The 19,354-nt window shown below is 57.0% G+C and carries 17 protein-coding genes; 13 read left to right on the forward strand and 4 right to left on the reverse strand.

Translation table 11 applies throughout. The features are described from left to right. Window positions 1-21: 21 nt before the first annotated feature. The 3 genes from EPK82_RS10540 to hexR form a co-directional block, all read right to left on the reverse strand. Window positions 22-1,029 carry an Ldh family oxidoreductase gene (locus tag EPK82_RS10540; protein WP_134676532.1) on the reverse strand — a complete coding sequence of 336 codons (1,008 nt, stop codon included), beginning with the start codon at window positions 1,027-1,029 and terminating at the stop codon, window positions 22-24. 102 nt (window positions 1,030-1,131) lie between these two features. Next, window positions 1,132-1,317, reverse strand: coding sequence for a PA3496 family putative envelope integrity protein (locus EPK82_RS10545; protein ID WP_037054482.1), 186 nt, complete (start codon window positions 1,315-1,317; stop codon window positions 1,132-1,134). Window positions 1,318-1,564: 247 nt separating this feature from the next. Further along, entirely contained in the window at window positions 1,565-2,431 is an 867-nt protein-coding gene (gene hexR / locus EPK82_RS10550) for a transcriptional regulator HexR (protein WP_037054469.1), read from the reverse strand. Window positions 2,432-2,633: 202 nt separating this feature from the next. On the opposite strand from hexR, the gene zwf reads away from it, so the two are divergent. From zwf to EPK82_RS10615, 13 genes are all read left to right on the forward strand, one after another. Then, window positions 2,634-4,076, forward strand: coding sequence for a glucose-6-phosphate dehydrogenase (gene zwf, locus EPK82_RS10555; protein WP_134676533.1), 1,443 nt, complete (start codon window positions 2,634-2,636; stop codon window positions 4,074-4,076). A gap of 283 nt (window positions 4,077-4,359) precedes the next feature. Then, complete coding sequence (locus EPK82_RS10560; RefSeq protein WP_003241180.1) at window positions 4,360-4,878, forward strand: Hcp family type VI secretion system effector; 519 nt, start codon at window positions 4,360-4,362, stop codon at window positions 4,876-4,878. Between the two features lie 188 nt (window positions 4,879-5,066). Continuing rightward, the gene (gene tssI, locus EPK82_RS10565; protein WP_134676534.1) at window positions 5,067-7,109 is read left to right on the forward strand and encodes a type VI secretion system Vgr family protein; all 2,043 of its coding nucleotides are present in this window, start codon (window positions 5,067-5,069) and stop codon (window positions 7,107-7,109) included. After that, window positions 7,109-7,942: a DUF4123 domain-containing protein gene (locus tag EPK82_RS10570; protein WP_134676535.1), complete on the forward strand. Its 834-nt coding sequence runs from the start codon at window positions 7,109-7,111 to the stop codon at window positions 7,940-7,942. The genes tssI and EPK82_RS10570 overlap by 1 nt, the downstream gene beginning before the upstream one ends. Window positions 7,943-7,960: 18 nt before the next feature. Continuing rightward, the gene (locus EPK82_RS10575; RefSeq protein ID WP_134676536.1) at window positions 7,961-11,383 is read left to right on the forward strand and encodes a T6SS effector BTH_I2691 family protein; all 3,423 of its coding nucleotides are present in this window, start codon (window positions 7,961-7,963) and stop codon (window positions 11,381-11,383) included. A 2-nt stretch (window positions 11,384-11,385) separates the two neighbouring features. Beyond that, window positions 11,386-12,135 (forward strand): hypothetical protein, encoded by a 750-nt coding sequence (locus EPK82_RS10580; protein WP_134676537.1) that lies wholly within the window; start codon window positions 11,386-11,388, stop codon window positions 12,133-12,135. A gap of 112 nt (window positions 12,136-12,247) precedes the next feature. Beyond that, window positions 12,248-13,012 carry a hypothetical protein gene (locus tag EPK82_RS10585; protein ID WP_134676538.1) on the forward strand — a complete coding sequence of 255 codons (765 nt, stop codon included), beginning with the start codon at window positions 12,248-12,250 and terminating at the stop codon, window positions 13,010-13,012. Between the two features lie 70 nt (window positions 13,013-13,082). After that, the gene (locus EPK82_RS10590; RefSeq protein ID WP_134676539.1) at window positions 13,083-13,898 is read left to right on the forward strand and encodes a hypothetical protein; all 816 of its coding nucleotides are present in this window, start codon (window positions 13,083-13,085) and stop codon (window positions 13,896-13,898) included. A gap of 1 nt (window position 13,899) precedes the next feature. Continuing rightward, on the forward strand, window positions 13,900-14,649 hold the full coding sequence (locus EPK82_RS10595) for a hypothetical protein (RefSeq protein WP_134676540.1): 750 nt from the start codon (window positions 13,900-13,902) through the stop codon (window positions 14,647-14,649). Window positions 14,650-14,817: 168 nt separating this feature from the next. Continuing rightward, on the forward strand, window positions 14,818-15,297 hold the full coding sequence (locus EPK82_RS10600) for a hypothetical protein (protein WP_134676541.1): 480 nt from the start codon (window positions 14,818-14,820) through the stop codon (window positions 15,295-15,297). 100 nt (window positions 15,298-15,397) lie between these two features. After that, window positions 15,398-16,045, forward strand: a complete 648-nt coding sequence (locus EPK82_RS10605; protein ID WP_134676542.1) for a hypothetical protein — start codon at window positions 15,398-15,400, stop codon at window positions 16,043-16,045. Between the two features lie 138 nt (window positions 16,046-16,183). Beyond that, on the forward strand, window positions 16,184-16,822 hold the full coding sequence (locus EPK82_RS10610) for a hypothetical protein (RefSeq protein WP_167494335.1): 639 nt from the start codon (window positions 16,184-16,186) through the stop codon (window positions 16,820-16,822). Further along, window positions 16,815-17,975: a DUF6708 domain-containing protein gene (locus EPK82_RS10615; protein WP_134676544.1), complete on the forward strand. Its 1,161-nt coding sequence runs from the start codon at window positions 16,815-16,817 to the stop codon at window positions 17,973-17,975. The genes EPK82_RS10610 and EPK82_RS10615 overlap by 8 nt, the downstream gene beginning before the upstream one ends. 254 nt (window positions 17,976-18,229) lie before the next feature. On the opposite strand, the gene EPK82_RS10620 is transcribed toward EPK82_RS10615, so the two are convergent. Beyond that, the gene (locus tag EPK82_RS10620; protein WP_134676545.1) at window positions 18,230-19,222 is read right to left on the reverse strand and encodes a formylglycine-generating enzyme family protein; all 993 of its coding nucleotides are present in this window, start codon (window positions 19,220-19,222) and stop codon (window positions 18,230-18,232) included. Between the last annotated feature and the right edge of the window lie 132 nt (window positions 19,223-19,354).

Below are 19,354 nucleotides of genomic sequence, written 5' to 3' on the forward strand. Positions count from 1 at the left end.
TGGCCCCTGGCCCCGCCACACTCAGCCACGCAGCGCGATCAGGTCCTGATACAGGCTGTCGGCGATCTCCACACCCTCGACCAGGCTTTTCGCCCGCGCTGCGTAGCGGCGCTGCGACGGCAGCCGTGCGCCCTGGCCCTGGATCGCCTCGAACAGCGCTTCGGCACGGGCCAGCTGCGCGTCGGCCTGCTCACCGAGGAAGCGCTGCGGATCGAGCGCGATGATCAGCTCGCCGTGATACGGCAAGGCGTTGTGCCCCGCATCGAACGCGGTGGACTCGACGCTGGTGAGGTCACCGATCAGTGGCCCGGCGATCAGCTCGATCATGGCCGACAGCGCCGAGCCCTTGTGCTCGCCGAAGGTCAGCATGGCGCCATGGTCGAGCACCTCGGCGGCGTCATCGCTGGGCCGTCCCTGGCGATCCACGCCCCAGCCGCTCGGCAACGGCTTGCCGGAACGGCGATGCAGCTCGATCTCGCCACGGGCCACGGCACTGGTGGCGAAGTCAAAGACGAACGGGTGGCCGCCAGGACGTGGCCAGCCGAACGCGATGGGATTGGTGCCGAACAGTGGGCGACTGCCCCCGGTGGGCGCGACGTAGGCCTGAGTCGGGTTGCAGGCCAGCGCGACCAGGCCCAGATCGGTAAGCGCCTCCATCTCCACCCACAGCGCGGAGAAATGTACGCAGCGATTGATCGCCATGGCGGCGATGCCATTGCGCCGCGCCTTCTCGGCCAGCAGCGGCAGGCCGGCGGCGAACGCCAGTTGCGAGAAGCCGCCATGGGCATCGACGCGCACCAGCGCAGGCGCCGGCTCGAACACCTCGGGTTCGGCATCGGCCACCGCCTTGCCTGATTTCAGCGTGCGCACGATGCCCAGCAGGCGCCACAGGCCATGGGACGTGCAGCCATCGCGCTCGCCGGCAGTCACCGTGGCGGCGATGGCCTGAACGAAGGCGGCGCTGAAACCGGCATGGCGAAGGATATCGGCGGCCAGCTCATGGGCCTCGGCAAGGGTCAGTCGGGTCATATCGGGCTCCTGGCAGTCAGCCCGTTACAGTGGCCCGAACAGGCCCCGCCCGCTTGATCGCTTTACCCAGGCAGCATGCCGAATTCGGCACACCGCGCGGCGTCAGGCGGCGTGGCGTTGGTTCGTCTGCAGATCCGGGAAGTCCGCCAGCTCACGCTGCAGCTGGCACTGCTCGGCGTAGTGCTCGATGGCCCGGCGATAGGCCATGCGCCGTTGGTCCTGCAGCTTGCGACGGGTCTTGGCGTCGGGTTGGGTCTGCAGCAGCGCGTCATCGAAGATACGAGACATCTCGGTACTCCCGGAACGAGGACTGGAGGCCTCAGCTTGCTCCGGGCAGATGACGCTTTGACGGCGACGTCATGAATGCTCGGTGACGTCGACCGCCTCGGTCGCTCGAATCTCGTGCAGGGCTTCGTCACGCTCGTGCACGCGAACAGCATCGAGCGGAAACAGTACTGCACCCTGCCAAGAAAACGACCAGCGCAGTCAGTAGCGCATGCCTTGCTGGCATCTTCGTCCTTGAAGACCCAACTCTCTAATCCTCGGAAGCCTTGATCGACTTCGGTGACAGACGCAGGCTGCGCAAGCTGCGCTTGACGCTCTTGAGGTGGTTGACCAGGCTCGGCCCGCGCGCCATGGCCACGCCCATGGCCAGCACGTCGATCACCACCAGGTGAGCGATACGTGAGGTCAGCGGGGTGTAGATCTCGGTGTCTTCCTGCACATCGATGGCCAGGTTGACGGTGGCCAGTTCGGCCAGGGGGGTCTGGCTCGGGCACAGGGTAATCAGGCTGGCACCGGACTCACGCACCAGGTTGGCGGTGATCAGCAGGTCCTTGGAACGGCCGGACTGGGAAATGCACACGGCGACATCACCCGGCTTGAGCGTGACCGCGCTCATCGCCTGCATGTGCGGGTCGGAGTAGGCGGCGGCATTGAGCAACAGGCGGAAGAACTTGTGCTGGGCATCCGCCGCCACGGCACCGGATGCACCGAAGCCGTAGAACTCCACGCGCTGCGCCTGCGAGCAGGCGGCGATGGCACGCTGCAGCGCCTCGGGGTCGAGCTTCTCGCGCACTTCCATCAGGGTGTGCAGGGTGGTGTCGAAGATCTTCAGGCTGAAGTCCGCGACCGAGTCGTCCTCGTGAATGGCGAACTGACCGAAACTCGCACCCGCCGCCAGGCTTTGCGCCAGCTTGAGCTTGAGATCCTGGAAACCACTGCAGCCGATGGCACGGCAGAAACGCACGATGGTCGGCTCGCTGATACCCACGCTGTGCGCCAGCTCGGCCATCGAGCTGTGCATCACCGATGCGGGATCGAGCAGGACGTGGTCGGCCACCTTCAGTTCTGACTTGCGCAGCAGGTGGCGCGACTGGGCGATGTGTTGCAACAGATTCACGGGCTTGGCTCTATGAGAAAAGGGTCTACCACGGGCACTCGATCGATCATGACTCGGTTATGATCCATCGCCGGGGTTGTAGTGACCTTGTAGTTATACTACATGAGTGGCACTGGCGCACGGCCAACAGCCCGTTTTTGACGTCGTATTACCAACACGGGTAGTTTCCAACAGCCTGTCAGAATCGAGTCGGAGTCTTCTCTTGAGCATCCCCTGCGACATGCTGGTCTTCGGCGGCACCGGCGACCTGGCCCTGCACAAGCTGCTGCCAGCGCTCTACCACCTGCATCGCGAAGGACGCTTGCATGCCGACGTGCGCATCCTCGCCCTGGCCCGCAGCAGTCACAGCCGCGAGGCCTACCAGGCGCTGGCCGAGCGCCATTGCCGGGCGCAGGTAGCGCGCGCGGACTTCACTACCGAAACCTGGGCCAGCTTCGCCGCGCGCCTCGACTACTTCGCCATGGACGCCGCGCAGAGCGCCGACTTCGGCCGCCTGGCCAAGTACCTGGGGCGCGCCGAGGACCGCGTGCGGGTCTACTACCTCGCCACTGCGCCGAATCTGTTCGAAGACATCGCCACCCACCTGGCCAACGCCGGCCTGGCAGGCCCGGCCGCCCGCATCGTGCTGGAAAAGCCCATCGGCCACTCGCTGGATTCGGCCCGTGCGATCAACGCGGCCATCGGTGCGGTATTCGACGAAGCTCGGGTGTTCCGCATCGATCACTACCTGGGCAAGGAAACCGTGCAGAACCTCATGGCGCTGCGCTTCGCCAATGCCCTGTTCGAGCCGGTCTGGCGTGCCGGGCATATCGACCACGTGCAGATCAGCGTCTGCGAGACGCTCGGTGTGGAAAACCGCGGTGCCTACTATGACAAGGCCGGCGCCATGCGCGACATGATCCAGAACCACCTGCTGCAGCTGCTCTGCCTGGTGGCCATGGAAGCGCCGGTACGCTTCGACGCCGAGGCCGTGCGCAATGAGAAGGTGAAGATTCTCGAAGCGCTCAAGCCCATCAGCGGCCTCGACGTGCAGGACAAGACCGTGCGCGGCCAGTACACCGCCGGCCAGATCGGTGGCCATGACGTGCAGGCCTACTACTTCGAGAAAAACGTCGACAACGACAGCGACACCGAGACCTTCGTCGCCGTACAGGCGGAGATCGACAACTGGCGCTGGGCCGGCGTGCCTTTCTACCTGCGCACCGGCAAACGCCTGGCGAAGAAAGCCTCGGAGATTCTCATCCAGTTCAAGCCGGTGCCACACCGCCTGTTCAACGATGGCGAGGCCAACCAGCTGCTGATTCGCCTGCAGCCGGAAGAACGCATCAGCCTGCAGCTGATGGCCAAGAACCCGGGCAAGGGCATGCGCCTCAAACCCGTGGAACTGGACCTCAACCTGGCCAACGCCTTCAGCCAGCAACGCCGCTGGGACGCCTACGAGCGCCTGCTGCTGGACGTGATCGAAGGCGACTCCACGCTGTTCATGCGCCGCGACGAAGTCGAGGCCGCCTGGCAGTGGGTCGACCCGATCCTGCAGGGCTGGCACCAGCACTACCAGAGCCCGCGCCCCTACCCGGCCGGCAGCGACGGCCCGGAGCAACTGCAGCACCTGCTGGAGCGCCATGGCCGGCACTGGGCCGAATGAGCCGAGCGGCAGCTTCTTGCGCAGCGCCCGCCGGACAAAGCACTGCCGGATCGCCTGAAAACCAGCAAACACGGGGCCTTCAGCGCGCTGCGCAACAAGCTGCACAGCACTGCGCAACAAGTTGCGCAGATTAACGTGATCCAGCGCTCAAGGTGACGAACCATTGCCACGCAGTCACGCTAACTGATTGTTTTTATTGGATTTATTTTATCTGGCATGCCGCTCGCTTTAGACAGGGCTCCCGGATCGATCATGATCCATGACCCAGGCAAGGAGAGCACTCATGCCAACACCCGCGTATCTGTCCCTCGAAGGCACCAAACAAGGTCTGATCACCGCTGGCACCTTCACCGAGGACTCGGTCGGCAACATCTTCCAGGAAGGTCATGAAGACCAGATTCTGGTTCAGGCGTACAACCACCAGGTCATCATCCCGCGTGACCCGCAGTCCGGCCAACCGACCGGCCAGCGCGTACACAAGCCGCTGATGATCACCAAGGTCTTCGACAAGTCCTCGCCGCTGATCTTCAACGCCCTGACCTCCGGTGAGCGTCTGAACAAGTGCCGTCTGGAGTGGTACCGCACCTCCTCCACCGGTACCCAGGAGCACTACTTCACCATCGAACTGGAAGACGCCGTGATCGTCGACGTTCAGTCGCGCATGCCGAACTGCCAGGACCCGAACATGGCGCACTTCACTCACCTGGAAGACGTCTACTTCACCTACCGCAAAATCGTCTGGACCCACGAAGTCTCCGGTACTTCCGGCTCCGACGACTGGCGTACCCCGATCTCCGCCTAATCGCAGGCTGAGTTCGTGCGTCACCGCAGCGGCCAGGCATCGTCCTGGCCGTTGCGTTTCGGCAAAACGCGTCGGACAGGCGCGGCAGTTGCCGAAAACCTCGACCGCTGCCAGCAGCACGCGGCCGAATCGGTTACAACCTGGAGCGCGCCACGCGCCCATCATGGAATGATCGAGAGGAACAACGAATGTTCGCCCAGGCCAACCAGACCCATTTCAGTCTCAGCATCGAAGGTGTCGAACACGACCTGCAGGTGCTCGAGTTCAGCGGGCGCGAGGCGGTCAGCCAGCCGTATGCGTTCGCCGTGGAACTGATCAGCGACAGGCCCGACCTGGACCTGGAAAGCCTGCTGCATCAACGTGCCTTTCTCGCGTTCGACCAGAAGGGAGCGGGCATCCACGGCCTGATCCATCGTATCGCCCAGGGCGAATCGGGCAAGCGCATGACCCGCTACCGCCTGACCCTGGTGCCTCAGCTGACCTATCTGAAACACCGCACCAACCAGCGCATCTTCCAGCACCTGACGGTGGAGAAGATCATCAGCCAGGTGCTCGAAGAACACGGCATCCAGGCCGATGCGTATCAGTTCCAGCTCGGTTCGATCTACCCCGAGCGCGAATATTGCGTGCAGTACGACGAGAGCGACCTGCACTTCGTCCAGCGCCTGTGCGAAGAGGAAGGCATTCACTACCACTTCCAGCACAGCAGCGACGGCCACGTCCTGACCTTCGGCGACGACCAGACCGTCTTCCCGCGCCTGGCACCGCTGGCCTACCAGCAGGACACCGGCCTGGTGGCCGACGACCCGGTGATCAAGCACTTCGGCGTCCGCGTGGAGACCCGCACCAGCCAGGTCACGCGCCGTGACTACGACTTCGAGAAGCCACGCCTGCAACTGGAAGCCAAGGCCGATGGCGACGCCCAGCCCAAGCTGGAGGACTACGACTACCCCGGCCGCTACACCGACCGCGAGCGCGGCAAGCACCTGGCCACGCGCGCCCTGGAACGCCATCGCCACGACTTCGCGCAGGCCCAGGGCGATGGCGACTCGCCAATCCTGGTCAGTGGCCACTTCCTCGACCTGACCGACCACCCGCGCGACGCCTGGAACCAGCTCTGGCTGCTCACCGAGGTGCTGCACGAAGGCAAGCAGCCGCAGGTGCTGGAAGAGTCGGTCATCAGCGACACCCGAGCCGACGACGGCTTTACCCAGGGCTATCGCAACCAGTTCGTCGCCACCCCGTGGGACGTCCCGTATCGCCCGCCGCTGGAGCACCCGAAGCCGCGCATCTTGGGCAGTCAGAGCGCTGTCGTCACCGGCCCGGCCGGCGAAGAGATCCACTGCGACGAATACGGCCGGGTGAAGGTGCAATTCTTCTGGGACCGCGAAGGCCAAGCCGACGACAAAACCAGCTGCTGGCTGCGCGTCAGCTCCAGCTGGGCCGGCGATCGCTATGGCGCCATCACCATCCCGCGCATCGGCATGGAAGTGCTGGTCACCTTCCTCGAAGGCGACCCCGACCAACCACTGGTCACCGGCTGCCTGTACCACGCCGAGCACGTGGTGCCCTACGACCTGCCGGCGAACAAGACCCGCAGCGTGTTCAAGACCCTGAGCAGCCCCGGTGGCGGCGGCTACAACGAGCTGCGCATCGAGGACCGCAAGGGCGCCGAGCAGATCTACGTCCACGCCCAGCGCGACTGGGACGAGAACATCGAACACGACCAGAAGATCCGCGTCGGCAACGAGCGCCACGACACCGTCGAGGCCAATGCCTACAGCCACTTCAAGGCCGAAGAACACCGCACCACTCACGCCGATCGCAAGACCGAGATCAAGGCCAACGACCACCTCACCGTCGGCGACAGCCAGCACATCAAGCTGGGCAACGGCCAGTTCATCCAGGCCGGCCAGGAAATTCACCTCAGCAGCGGCCTCAAGGTCGTGCTCGAAGCCGGCAGCGAACTGACCCTCAAGGGCGGCGGCAGCTTCATCAAGCTCGACGGCGGCGGCGTGACCCTGGTCGGACCGGTGATCAAGATCAATTCCGGCGGCGCAGCGGGCAGCGGTTCGGGGGCAGCGCCAGTGTTGCCTGGCGCGGTGAGGCCAGCGGATGCGGATAAGGCGGGGGAGTTGCTGATTCAGGCACAGCGGCAAGCACTAATGCGAGCGACACCACGCTGTGAAATCTGTGAGCAAATGAAAATGCAAAACGGCGAGAAACCCTGATGACCAATCACTACCTGCTCATTGATGGTGTACTTCGCCAGGGTGTGATTACCGAACTGTATGGGCGTGGTGAAGAGATGGAAATCGAACCCCTGTACGTAGGTACACGCTGGCAAGAAGCACACGATCTAGGCCCAATTCTTGTTGCTACCTCGCCACCGTCCAAGCTCCTATCAGATGCTCAGTCAGATTTTGACTGGCTAGCATGCAGCTGTCGCCTGTCGAGCAACGCCAACCTGAAAGAGGTTGCCGATCATCTTCGTGAGTTCATTTGCGTGCGCAGCCAGGGGGGCAGCCAGAGTCTGCTGCGCTTTGCCGACCCGCTAGTAGCTTGGTACTGGCTGGCCAGTTATTCCCCCTCGCAATACCCACATTTGCTTGGCCCCATTACAAGCTGGGAAGTGGCGCTCCCTTCGACTAAATGGGAGCCCCACACAGAACTCCAGAGGAACGCTTATACAGCGGCCAATCATCCTCCTGTCGCGTTTGACCGTGCATTCCTGGATGAGCATCAAGAGCAGGCTCTGCAAAAGGCTTATCACCGGCAGTTGAAAACACGCCTGTACGACTGGCTAGAGATGCACGTACCAGATCTTTTGCAGCAACAAGCTGCAGTTGATTCCTGGCTATACAACCGCTTGCACAGTGCAGAACAGGTCGGACTGGTCAGTGAGCGCAGTATTGCCATCTGGGCCTTGCTGAGTCTTGAGCAAGGTAACGACTTCTTCAGTGTCCCAACCAGCGCCTACAGCCAATGGCAAGCTGGCACGCCAGAGGCTAAAGGCCTGCCTGCTGAAGTGAATCTACAGACTTTTTTCAATGAACACGCCTGACGACGCGAAGGATTCGCCATGACCAACTCAAACAGGCAAGCGGCCAAAGACAGCCTACGCGCCACATTCCCTAATAGTTCAGCGACAAGCACTGGCCAGTGCCCAATGAAGCAAGGGCAGGTGGCTATCTTCCCCGTACGCTACGCAATCGATGAGTCCCCCAAGAAGGCTGGACAGCTAGGTCCGAATCCTCTGCCAAAGGACTGGATAGGTCTCGACGAGATGCCACGACTGCAGACTCGCACCTATACCCTTCGCCAGCTCCGCGACGGCTGGGTATATGTATTCGACCGCACGGCAAACACCTTCCACGAATACCGACTCAACGGCCACCAATTCAGCCGCATTACTTGGGGTGACCAACAGCTCAACCAGGACACGCGCACCGGCTCGGGCGACAGTAAGCCTTTTTTGCTGTACCCCAAAGCCAGCTCACTGCTCATTGCCTATTCATCCGCGCAATGGACGTGGCGCACCTGTGAACGCATGCGTTCCAATCCCAAGCTGCAGCGCCAGTGGATGCGCGAGATCGATCTGCCTCAATACTGCAAGGATCTGACTGCCCCTCACTCTGCTCGTTTGCCACGCCTCGCCGAGTTGGTTGCCGACATCGACGCAGGCGCAGCCCGCAACGATAGCCGCTTTATGTCCTCGACTCTGCCGACCCAGGCAAAAACTGCGGAGCAGTCATGCAAACCAGCCATAGGTAGCGACCAGATTATCGGTAGCGTACCCGACAAGGACGCAGCCTTACTCCTGGCCCTGCAAGATCCGTTGGCCGTGGTCGATGACCTTGCTATGCAGCTCACCGGGCGCCATATCGAGCAACACCTGTTCGAGGAGAAGCACCATCACCGCCTTGAAGTTGCCGGCCATATCGAGATGTTCGCCGGCCTTCCGCTCGACCCGTTCAACGAAAGTGACTGGCCGACCGGCGTGCTCAAAGATGAAGCCAAAAGACAGGTGTTCATCCGAGACGCCCAGAAGTACTTGGAAAGCTACCGAGAACTGGTCCGGCCCAGTTTCCCTGTGCTGGACGCCGGCGTCAGCTACGGGCGCTCCCAAGCCCTGGGTATGGAAGGCAAAGCACTCGACGCCAAGTATGGCACGGGCACTGCCGCCAAGTTGGAAAAAAAGGCCCAACTGTGGATGGATCGCGCGCCACTGCGTGAACAGGTCAAATATCAGGAAGCACTCGACTATCGCCGTGATCGTCACGTCGAACTGATCACCCTGATGCGCCATATCGACAGGGCCCGCAACGACCTGATTCCCTGGCTGGAATACATCCACACCGACCCCGGCAAAGTCTTCCTTGACCCCTGCGCTGAACAACAATCGTCGCTGCTCATACACACCGCTCAGGGATTGTTCGACGTGCTCGGCCAGACCGAGGCCGGCAAAAACTGGCTATGCCAGGATTACGCCAAGCCCAAGACTCTGCTGGGCCTGGCCATATACAACTTCAACAGCGAACTGGCAAGCGCGCTCGAAGGGATCGCGACGAACTTTGCCGAAAACGGCAACCTCGACCCAGGTTTGGCAACCAGCGTAATCACCCGCAGCAATGAAACTTTCAGCGTGCTGGACGACACCAGCGTGCGTAACAGCAAGCTGTTCCAGGCCATGAGCCAACCCGCGCGCCAGGCGTATGACACGCTACAGAAAGTGGCCCGTACCATCGCTAGCGAAGCTTGGCAGCTTCTGGCCTACCAACTCCTCCCTGCGCTCAGCCCGAAGTTCGCCCCCACCTGGAAGCCGATTGCCTACGCACTGGTAACAGTGGTTACTCACATAGATACCGAAGTGATCAAACCCTATGTGATCTATGACCATGGTTATCGCGCCAAGAAGCAAGCCTGGGACATGAAGTTCGCCCAGCTGCAGAAAAAGATTCGCGCCCAGACGCGTACGGCCACCTTCGGCGCCCGCCATGAACAAGCGGCTGCAAACCGCCAGTTGAGCCAACTCTATGAAGAACAACAGCTACTGAAAGCTGCAGAGCCTGATGCCATCCTGGCCAGAGGTGAAGTCCGTGTACAGCAACGCACTACCTTGATCGAGCAACGAGTGGAGTTTCTGCACAGCCTCGGCAAATCCGAAGCCATCGCGCAGATGGAACTCAAGGGGCGCAACTATGCCGCCTACCTGGAGCGCGTGAAGAAGTGGATGGCCAGCGGCCTGGGCACGGGCTTGGCCTCGCTGGTTGCCGCACTGAATATCTGGAACTTCAAGAACACCATGGACCAGGCACGAGCCGATGGTCATTGGAGCCAGGATGATGTGAAGGCACTCAGCAGCGCGGGCGCCCAGCTTGGCAACGCAATAATGGCACTGGCTCTGATGCCAAGCTGGACGAAGATCAGCAAGTTGAGCGTAGAAGCCATTGTCAATAGAACGCCCGTTACAACCAAGCTCGCCGAAGTTTCCATCCAAAGCTGGGTCAGCGCCAACGCTGAACTCTCTGCAATGGTACGTGCCTTTGCACTACGCGCTGCGGGTATGGCAACACTGGGCGTTATCGCCAACGGCGTAGACGCGTGGATGCTGGAGAACGCAGTTGATAAAGCCAGTGCTAGCGATGAAAGGCTGGCATTGAAAACCAAACAGTTTGCAGCCATTGGTATGACAGGGATCTCTGGGGCACAACTCTTCTTCGGTGTACGTGCAGCATTAGGCTATACAGCAGTGGGGTTCTTCTTTGCTTCATGGATTCTATGGGGCTTTTTCATCGTCGGCGTCATCTATCTGGCCGCCACCTTCATTGCCAACAACCTCAAGCGAGAGGGTTTGAAACTCTGGCTCTGGCGGTGTTGCTGGACGCAAGACAAGGCGTCGTACTGGCCGGACACCTCTCAAGGCCACAGCGACGAGCTCAAGGCCCTGCACGAAATACTTATGCGTCCAACCATCTGCGCCAAAACGAACACAGGCTCCTATGGCACAAGCAGCGTCCAGTTGCAGATCGCCCTCCCCGCAGAACTGGCGGGAAAGCAAGTACGCTTACACCCGATCATGGTTGAGAATGGCCTGCTCTGGATGCCCGATAAGCAGAGTGGATACCGCGCCGGCATGTACGGCAGCTATATCGCCGAAGGTCAGTGGGTGCCAACAGCGGCTCTCGGTAACTTCGAGCGCAAGGCCTCAGCCTTTGCCCCCTATAAGTCTGGAGAGGCCCGCGTCTGGGAAGTCAATCTGCCGCACTCCCCAAATATGGATCGCCTGGAGCTGGAGATTCATTACCCAGATGATCTAGTGTCACGTCATGACGGACGCGGCTACCGCTTCAGCATCGACCTGGATGACATCGCTATTGGCAAACTGCAAGAAAACGCTCTGGAAAAGAGCCATGTCTGCGAACCTATCGATAGCGATGACAAGATGCTGGTGGAAAAAGTGCCGGAAAACCAGCGTAACTATCATTATTTGAATGTGACTTAATCATGAACATCCTAAGAATCTCGACGCTCTGGATACAAGACCACCACCTGAGAATGGACTGGAAACATCCGGAATACGTCGAGAAAATTAGCTGGACTATAAAAGCGTTGGACGGAAGCATTTTAAGAGCAAGCATAGGATTTCTACTCCCCACTTTATTAATGTTATTCTTATTCTGGGCATTGGATAGTGACATATGGGGAGCACTGATAACTTTAGCCTTCGCTGGATACATTACCTATAATGCAGCCTTCCAAAAAAGGGTGTTCGTAATCCGCTTAAGCGAAGAGGGGGGAGAAGTCTGTGACTGGAGAGCTGTTCCTAATTTCATATTCTCCAGTATGCCATGGCTAATTGGTATTTATCTGCTAGTAGCTCTGTGGGGATTTGCTCAATCTCCCGGAGGTGCTCTGGGCGCTTTAGCAGGAGGCGCAGGCATATGTATTGTATATGCATTTTTTGCCACATCCAAAAACTACAAGGACAGCCAACTAGATCTTCATCACTGGGAATTCAAGTGGCATGAAATATACGAGGCCATTTACGACCGCAAGAACCACGCCATCGGATTTAATGTCGAAGAAATCAGAGACTATATAACCCGCACTCAAGAAAAGCATGAAAACTTCTACTGCTGCCGTATCTATTTCCCCCCCCAAATAGCCGAAGAAATTATTAACCTATTCAGTAGCAAGCTAACGCCGGACACCCCAATCAAAGAAGGTCGAATTTATTATTTGACCGACAAGTAAATTAAACTCACCCCGACTCACGCTCAACCACAAGCCCTCTATAGATGCATGCGGAGCATATAGCGAAGACGCCTTTAGCCGGCAATAACAAATCCACGCATCCCAAAAGCGCATGAATATATTCAGGATTTCCACTCTCCGGCTGCCCTATCACGACATTAAAATTGAATGGCGAAATCCTGAGACCCCCACAGTAAAAGAATGGACGATCAGGGCATTCGATGGAAATCTTTCCTTAGCACTATTAATTTTTTGCGGTGGGCTAGGCCTATTTCTAGCTCTAGGATGCTTGTTCATACTGAAGCTTACTACTCTTGGATGGTGGGGCGTAGTATTTCTGACACTTCTCGTAATCACAACATCAATGAATACGCTTCTTCAGAAGCGAGCATTCGTAATTCGGCTAACAGAAAGGGGGGGAGAAATATTTAACTGGAGAGCCATCCCAAATTTTATATTTACAAGTATGCCTTGGCTGATAGCCATTTACGTAGGCCTGGTGCTATTGGGATTTACCTTGTCCCCTGAATTAGGGTTTGGAGCTCTCGTTGGCGGCGGCGGAATGGGAATACTATACGCAACCGTCTTCACATCAGAGGACTACAAGAAGAATCAGCTTGATCTTATGCACTGGTCTTTTTCTTGGGACGAAATTTATGAGGCCATATACGATCACAAGGGCCATGCAATTGGCTTTAACGTCATCGCTTCAAAGCAGTACATTACCAATTTCAAGGAGGAAAACGAAAATTTCTACGGTGGCCGGATATACTTCCATCCAAAAATGGCCGAGCAAATTCTCCAAATATTCAGAAACAAACTAGACCCAAGCATTACGATAAAAGAAGGTCGCATTCATTACAGAACAATTGATTAGACCTTAGCTGTTCATCACATGACTCAGCTCTGGGGAAAAATGAAAAGCTAAACATATCGCCGCAATTGGTATGACCGTATTTTCGGCCGCACAACTCTTCTTCAGTGCAGGAGCAGCGTTTGGCTATAAGGCAGTAGGACTCGTCTTTGCCTCATGGACTCTCTGGAGCTTCTTTATCGTCGGCGTTATCTATCTGGCCGCCACCTTCATTGCCAACAACCTCAAGCGAGAGGGTTTGAAACTCTGGCTCTGGCGGTGTTGCTGGACGCAAGACAAGGCGTCGTACTGGCCGGACACCTCTCAAGGCCGCAGCGACGAGCTCAAGGCGCTACACGAAGTATTGTTGCGTCCAACGATCTGTGCAAAAACAACCACAGGGCAATATGGAAGCAGCAACGTACGCCTGCAGATCGCTCTGCCAGCAGAGCTGGCAGGCAAGCGAGTACGCTTGCACCCGATAATGGTCGAGAGCGGGCTGCTCTGGATGCCAGACAAACAAACCGGCTACCGCGCCGGCATGTACGGCAGCTATATCGCCGAAGGCCAATGGGCTCCCGTAGCCACACTTGGAGACTTCGAGCGTAAAACTACAGCTTTTGCACCCTACAAGGCCGGTGAAGCCCGAGCCTGGGAGGTAAACCTCCCCCACTCCAAGGGTATGGATCGCTTGGAACTGGAGATTCACTACCCTGATGACTTAGTGTCACGCCAGGACGGACGTGGGTACCGATTCAGTATCGAACTGGATGATATAGCTGTCGGTAAACTGCAGGAAAACGCTATGGAAAAAAGCCATGTTTGCGAGCCTATCGACAACGACGACCTGATGCTGGTGGAAAAAGTACCGGAGAATCAGCGCAACTATCATTACCTGACAGTGATTTGAAATGAATATCTTCAGAATTTCGACATTTTTAGTACCAGACCATCACCTGAAGATGGATTGGAAGCACCCAGAAAGAACAGCTCTAAAAGAATGGACTATCAAAGCCTTCGACGGGAATCTTTTCTTGGCAACCCTTTTCGCAGGAGTGCTATGTCTGGTAATGAGCGTAGTGCTATGGCTAGTACCAATGGACTGGTGGGGCACCTTGCTAATTTCAGTCCTAGTATGGGCTACAGTCATGAATACATTTCTTTTAAAACGAATATGTGCAATAAGACTAAACGAAGTAGGCGGAGAAGTATTCAAGTGGAGAGCAATTCCAAACTTCATATTTGCAAGTATGCCATGGCTTATAGCCATTTACGCAGGACTAGTGCTATGGGGGTTCACCTTTTCCCCAGAGGTGGGGCTTGGAGCTTTAGCAGGAGGCGGTGGCATGGGAATACTTTATGCAACTGTATTCACATCAGAAGATTACAAAAAAAACCAGCTTACTCTTAGACACTGGACGTTTTCTTGGGATGAAATTTATGAGGCCATATACGACCCCAAAAGCCATGCAATAGGCTTCAATGTAAACGAAGCAAAGCCTTACATAGCTCGTTTCAAAGAAGAAAACGAGAACTTCTATGGAGGGCGAATATATTTTCACCCCAAAATGGCCGAGCAAATCCTTCAGATATTCAAAGAAAAATTAGGTCCAAACACCCCAATAAAGGAAGGACGAATTCATTACAGAGGTATCGATTAAGCTCATCCACAAAAAATGCCTCTTAAGCCAAACTAAACCAGCGTGATGATCACAACATCTCTTCGCATAAATTGATTTACAACCCAAATATATAATTCGAAATAAACCTTCACCCCAAACCCTTCAAACCTCACTCCTCCAACCAATAGATCATCACAAGGAAGAATCATGCCACAAGCAACTTGGAACCCTGCACAATACCTCAGCGTCATGTCCTGGGCTATGTTCAGCACAACGATAACGAGCATCCTACTCGCGCTTATCTTCTTTCCCTTTACTAATCTGGGCGCTTATCTAGCCGGCTGGCCCATCGGGTTATCCATTACCGTGAATGTCATTCTATTCATTGCTGCTTCACTCGCACGACGCGACCAATATGTATGCGTCTCCTTGACAGCCGATGGAATTCGATACGCTGACGAATCCGAATCCTACCGTCGCAACGAACTGCTTCGTGCCAGTGATATCAAGAAGATCCGCGTTCGACGCAATCCATTCTTCAAGTCGCTGACGATCGACATGAAGGAAGACAATCAACGCTTCTTTCTGAGCAATGTATCTCTCACAGAGAATTTTCTGACGGAAGCCAATGCGCTCATCAACCAAACAACGGGTGACGCCCCGCAAACTGGCCTGCAAAAGGCATAGGCGAGCGAACACCGCACCGCAAGAGATCACCTAATTCAGAGTCACAACCAGTGTGGCTACACCGTTTTTAGGCCTCTACCTTGCACGGCCACATAGCACTATGAATGCACTGATAAAGGTTTTTCCGGATAGCATTTTTACCGTCGATGACACTGGCAGCGTTTCAATGATCGAACGCCACTCTGCCACGTTCATGACGCACGTGCTGAGATGGGGATGGTTAGTACTTCTTCCGGCTTTTATCGCGTCACTCCACGTCGACGTTGCAGGGCTTACGGTCACATTGTTCTGCCTGCTGGGGGGATATCCGATCATTGTGTTGGTAATCGCGAACTGGATATTTCCCGACACCACCTACGAGGCCCACTTCGACGCTGAGGGGCTTCATCTGGCCATCGGCCATGCGCAAGACCTGACGGCCCATGCCAGTATTTTCGTTCCTTACCAGGAGATCACTGAACTGGTGACTCGTGACCATTATCGAGATATGGGCCGATACGGCACCACATGGGTTCGTAAGTACATCATCAAAATGAAAGTGCCATACGGCGAAAAGCCTCACCTGCTTATCGACACCAAGCGCAGTGCGGAGTCGGTGTACTCTGTTTTGAACAGGGTCGCTAAACTGCCTGCCACACAACACATTCTCATACCACCAATGAGTACTATTGGCGACCCGCCCTTCAGTCCAGCGAGACGACGCGAGCGGCTCGAAGAGCGTGAGAGGCGCCTACGCGGAGAAGTGTAATGACTGAAGGACACAAAACTGCCGACGGAAAGGATCCAGTCCTGCGGGTCGATCACCAGCAGCAGGCCGCTGCAGCTGAAGATGTACCCGCCCATCTGCAGGCTGTTACTCAGGCCGCGCCCGCGCTTCATGACGTACATGGCACGTTTGAGTCCTTGGGGGCTAGCCTTTACGGCTCTGCAAATCGTTGGTGAGACGGTTTACAACTATCACCACCTTGATAGCCTGCAACGCTGGATGTTGCACTGTTGCTGGGGCGTGGAGGAGAGCCCTCAGTGGGACCTTGAGCGCCATTACCAATTACTGGCCGAAGCCACGCTGCAACCTGTGATACAAGACCTTGGCATGGTCAAGGATGCCAGCACGGGCGATAGCTGGCGTACCCTGCGCCTGAGTTTGCCTGGCAGTCGTCTGACCAGCTTGCAGAACCACCCACTGCATTGGACTGTCGAACTGCAACAAGGCAATGCCCCCGCCGAGGATGCTGGCGTGCAACTGCGAGAGGGTATCTGCCTGGCGGAAACCGAGCCGCTGGCACTGGATCTACGCCTGCCGGAAGACTGGCTGGATGGGCAAAGCCTATTGAAACTGCGTCTGGTCTATCAGCCGGAAATGGCCAGTCAACCGCTCGATGCCGCCACTGGCTATCTGCATTACCGCGTCCCGCTGGATATCGCCATACGCAGCAAGCCCATCACCGCCACGCACCCCAGCCCGGCGCCCAGTGCTACCCGATTGAGCTGGACGCCCATTACCCCGGAGCATCTACATGGCTGAGGACAAGTACGAGCGACTGCCAAGAGCTGGCGACAGCGAACATCAACTGGGCTTCGAAACCCTGTATCTGGCGCCCAAACCATTACCGGCTGGCCAGGTACCTTTTAGCGCCCAGCAGATGCACCGTGAAGTCAATGAGTGCTATCTGGATTTTGCAGCGGGCGGTGGAACCAGGGAGTTTGCTGTCAGAGTGACGATAGGAACATTGCTCCTATTATCGTTAGTTCTCGTATTCAGCGCCTTACTCGGAGCATGGTTACAAGTTGGAGTGAGCTCGCGCTTCTGGAGCTATGCAGGGCAGTATCTGGTTTACTCGTTACTACTCCTATCATTTTTTTTCGCTATGTTCGGCAGCATCATTGTCTACGCTGCATATAAAGAAACCCGTACCCCTCCCATCCGCTTCAACCGCCAACGCCGCGAAGTCTGCTATGTGCCCGCCAAGGGCAAGCCGGTCTTTATCCTTTGGGAAGAAGTGATTGCCTGCGTGGCCGTCGAGCAGGTCATTACCCAGTATTCGGCCACTCAACAGTTCCGTTTACGCTTGGGTTTCCATGACACGACCAACGAGCAGATGCATTGGGTCACACACGCTCATGCCAGCCTGATGCTCGCTGTCAGCGAGTGGGAAGCACTGCGCGTGTATATGGAGCAGGGCCCCACCGCATTGCCTCCAGCGCCACAACGGGAACATGAAGAAGGCACGCTGGAGTACTTCTACTTCGCGCGCGACACCTACAAGGAATGCCATGGTTTTATCAGCTATGGCGGTTGGTGGCTGTTGCAATTATTCACTGGCTGGACCATTCCCTGCCATATCGCCGAATGGTTCGAGCACCTGCCCAAGGCCGGCTTTCCCAAAGCCGTGCGTGAATGGTCAAAAAACCTCCCAACCGAACAATGGGCCAAGCCCAGCGAAGAACTGCTAAGCCAAAGCGCCGCGATCGAGGCGGCGTTCGCCACAGGCTTGAGCTTCCCCGAATATTTCAAGAGTCCTTTGGTTGCGTTCCAGAGCCCGTCGGATGCCGCGCCGGTAAAAACCAAAGGCAAGGGCAAAAGAGCCCGCAGCCGTGCTGCTGCCGAGACCAGGGCAAGCGACCCGCAAGAGCCCAGAAATGCCCGCGATGCGTCAGCTGGAAGGCCAGACCACTAGATCCCTGATTTAGGCAGGTCCGATGAATACCATCAGCCCAAGTAGCGGCCGATACGAGTGTTTACCGGAGTGGGGAATCCACTGGCGGTACGCGGTCTTCCAGGCTCAATGGACGCCAGCCCAACTGTGATGCTGGCTTGGACACTCACCAACGCGTGGCACAAGCGTGACGCTCTGATCGCAGCGAGACCCAGTAAGCAGTTCGACTGGGCTAGCCTAAAAAGCAAGAGTTCCCAATAGGGAACCCTTGTCTCTTAAAGTTTCTGGTCGAACTGAATAGCGCAACGGAAACTGGTTCCTAGATAATATCCGTCCTGCTCTGGCTTATCTGCCCAGCGTCGAACTGTATTCGCAGACTGCCAACCTGACTCAAAGTAGTTTGACCCTCGACGGATTTTCTGGGCGCCTGAAGTTGGCCCTTGCGGATTATCAGCAGGCGAATTTCTGTAGTAATCAGGGTCATACCAGTCATTGACCCAGTCGGTGGCGTTACCAGCCATATCGTATAGACCCAGTGGATTCGGGGAGAACTGTCCAACGGGATGTATATCTGTGTCTTCATCACGAGGGATATTACGCCCATAGTCCAGGCTTCCTGTATCCGTAGGGAATTGCACGTACTGCCCACGATTACGGGCGGCATATTCCCATTGTGCCTCGGTCGGCAAGTCAACTGGATAGCCACTGAGCTGACCCAACCACAGACAATAGTCTTTGGACTCCTGCCATTCTTTGGGTGGAGCAGGCTTGTTCGGATCAAATTCACCAGCTAGATCTTTCCTATTTCGATACTCCGCATCGAACAAAGGTAAGCCCTGGCTGGTGCGGAACAAATCAAAATCCCCCAATCGAGTCTGGTAGCTCGCCAGGTAGTAGCTACTCAAACGCACCTGATGTAGATAGTCATCGTCGAACGCGGGGGTAATTGGGCACAGCTCATCCGGCTCGTAGCCATAGGGCCAGGTACCCATATTGGTCTGGTCGAAATCGCAGGGCGCGCCAAAGTCGCCCATCTCGAACTCACCACCCTCGATAAACACCATCTCATCCAGCGAGCGCACCACCGCCCCAAGAATCTGGCGGCGCACTTCAGACGAGAGCTTGGGATACTGCGCATCGATGCGCTCGGTGATGGCAGCAACCTTTTCCGGGCTAAGCTTTTCGCTTTTGGGCAAGGACTGCGACTGCGCCTGGCAGCCAACCAGCAACATGGGTGATAAAAGGAGGGGTATCAGTCGCTTGTTCATGGCAACGTCCTTGTCAGATTACGTTGGCCAACCAGGCAGGCCCGTCAGAAAACACTTCTAACTCTGCGTACGACCTTACCTAGCGCAGGGCATGCGACGCCAGGCTCAAGTCTCAGCTATGAGGAGCTCGTC

The sequence above is a fragment of the Ectopseudomonas khazarica genome (assembly GCF_004521985.1).
GTDB lineage: Bacteria > Pseudomonadota > Gammaproteobacteria > Pseudomonadales > Pseudomonadaceae > Aquipseudomonas > Aquipseudomonas khazarica.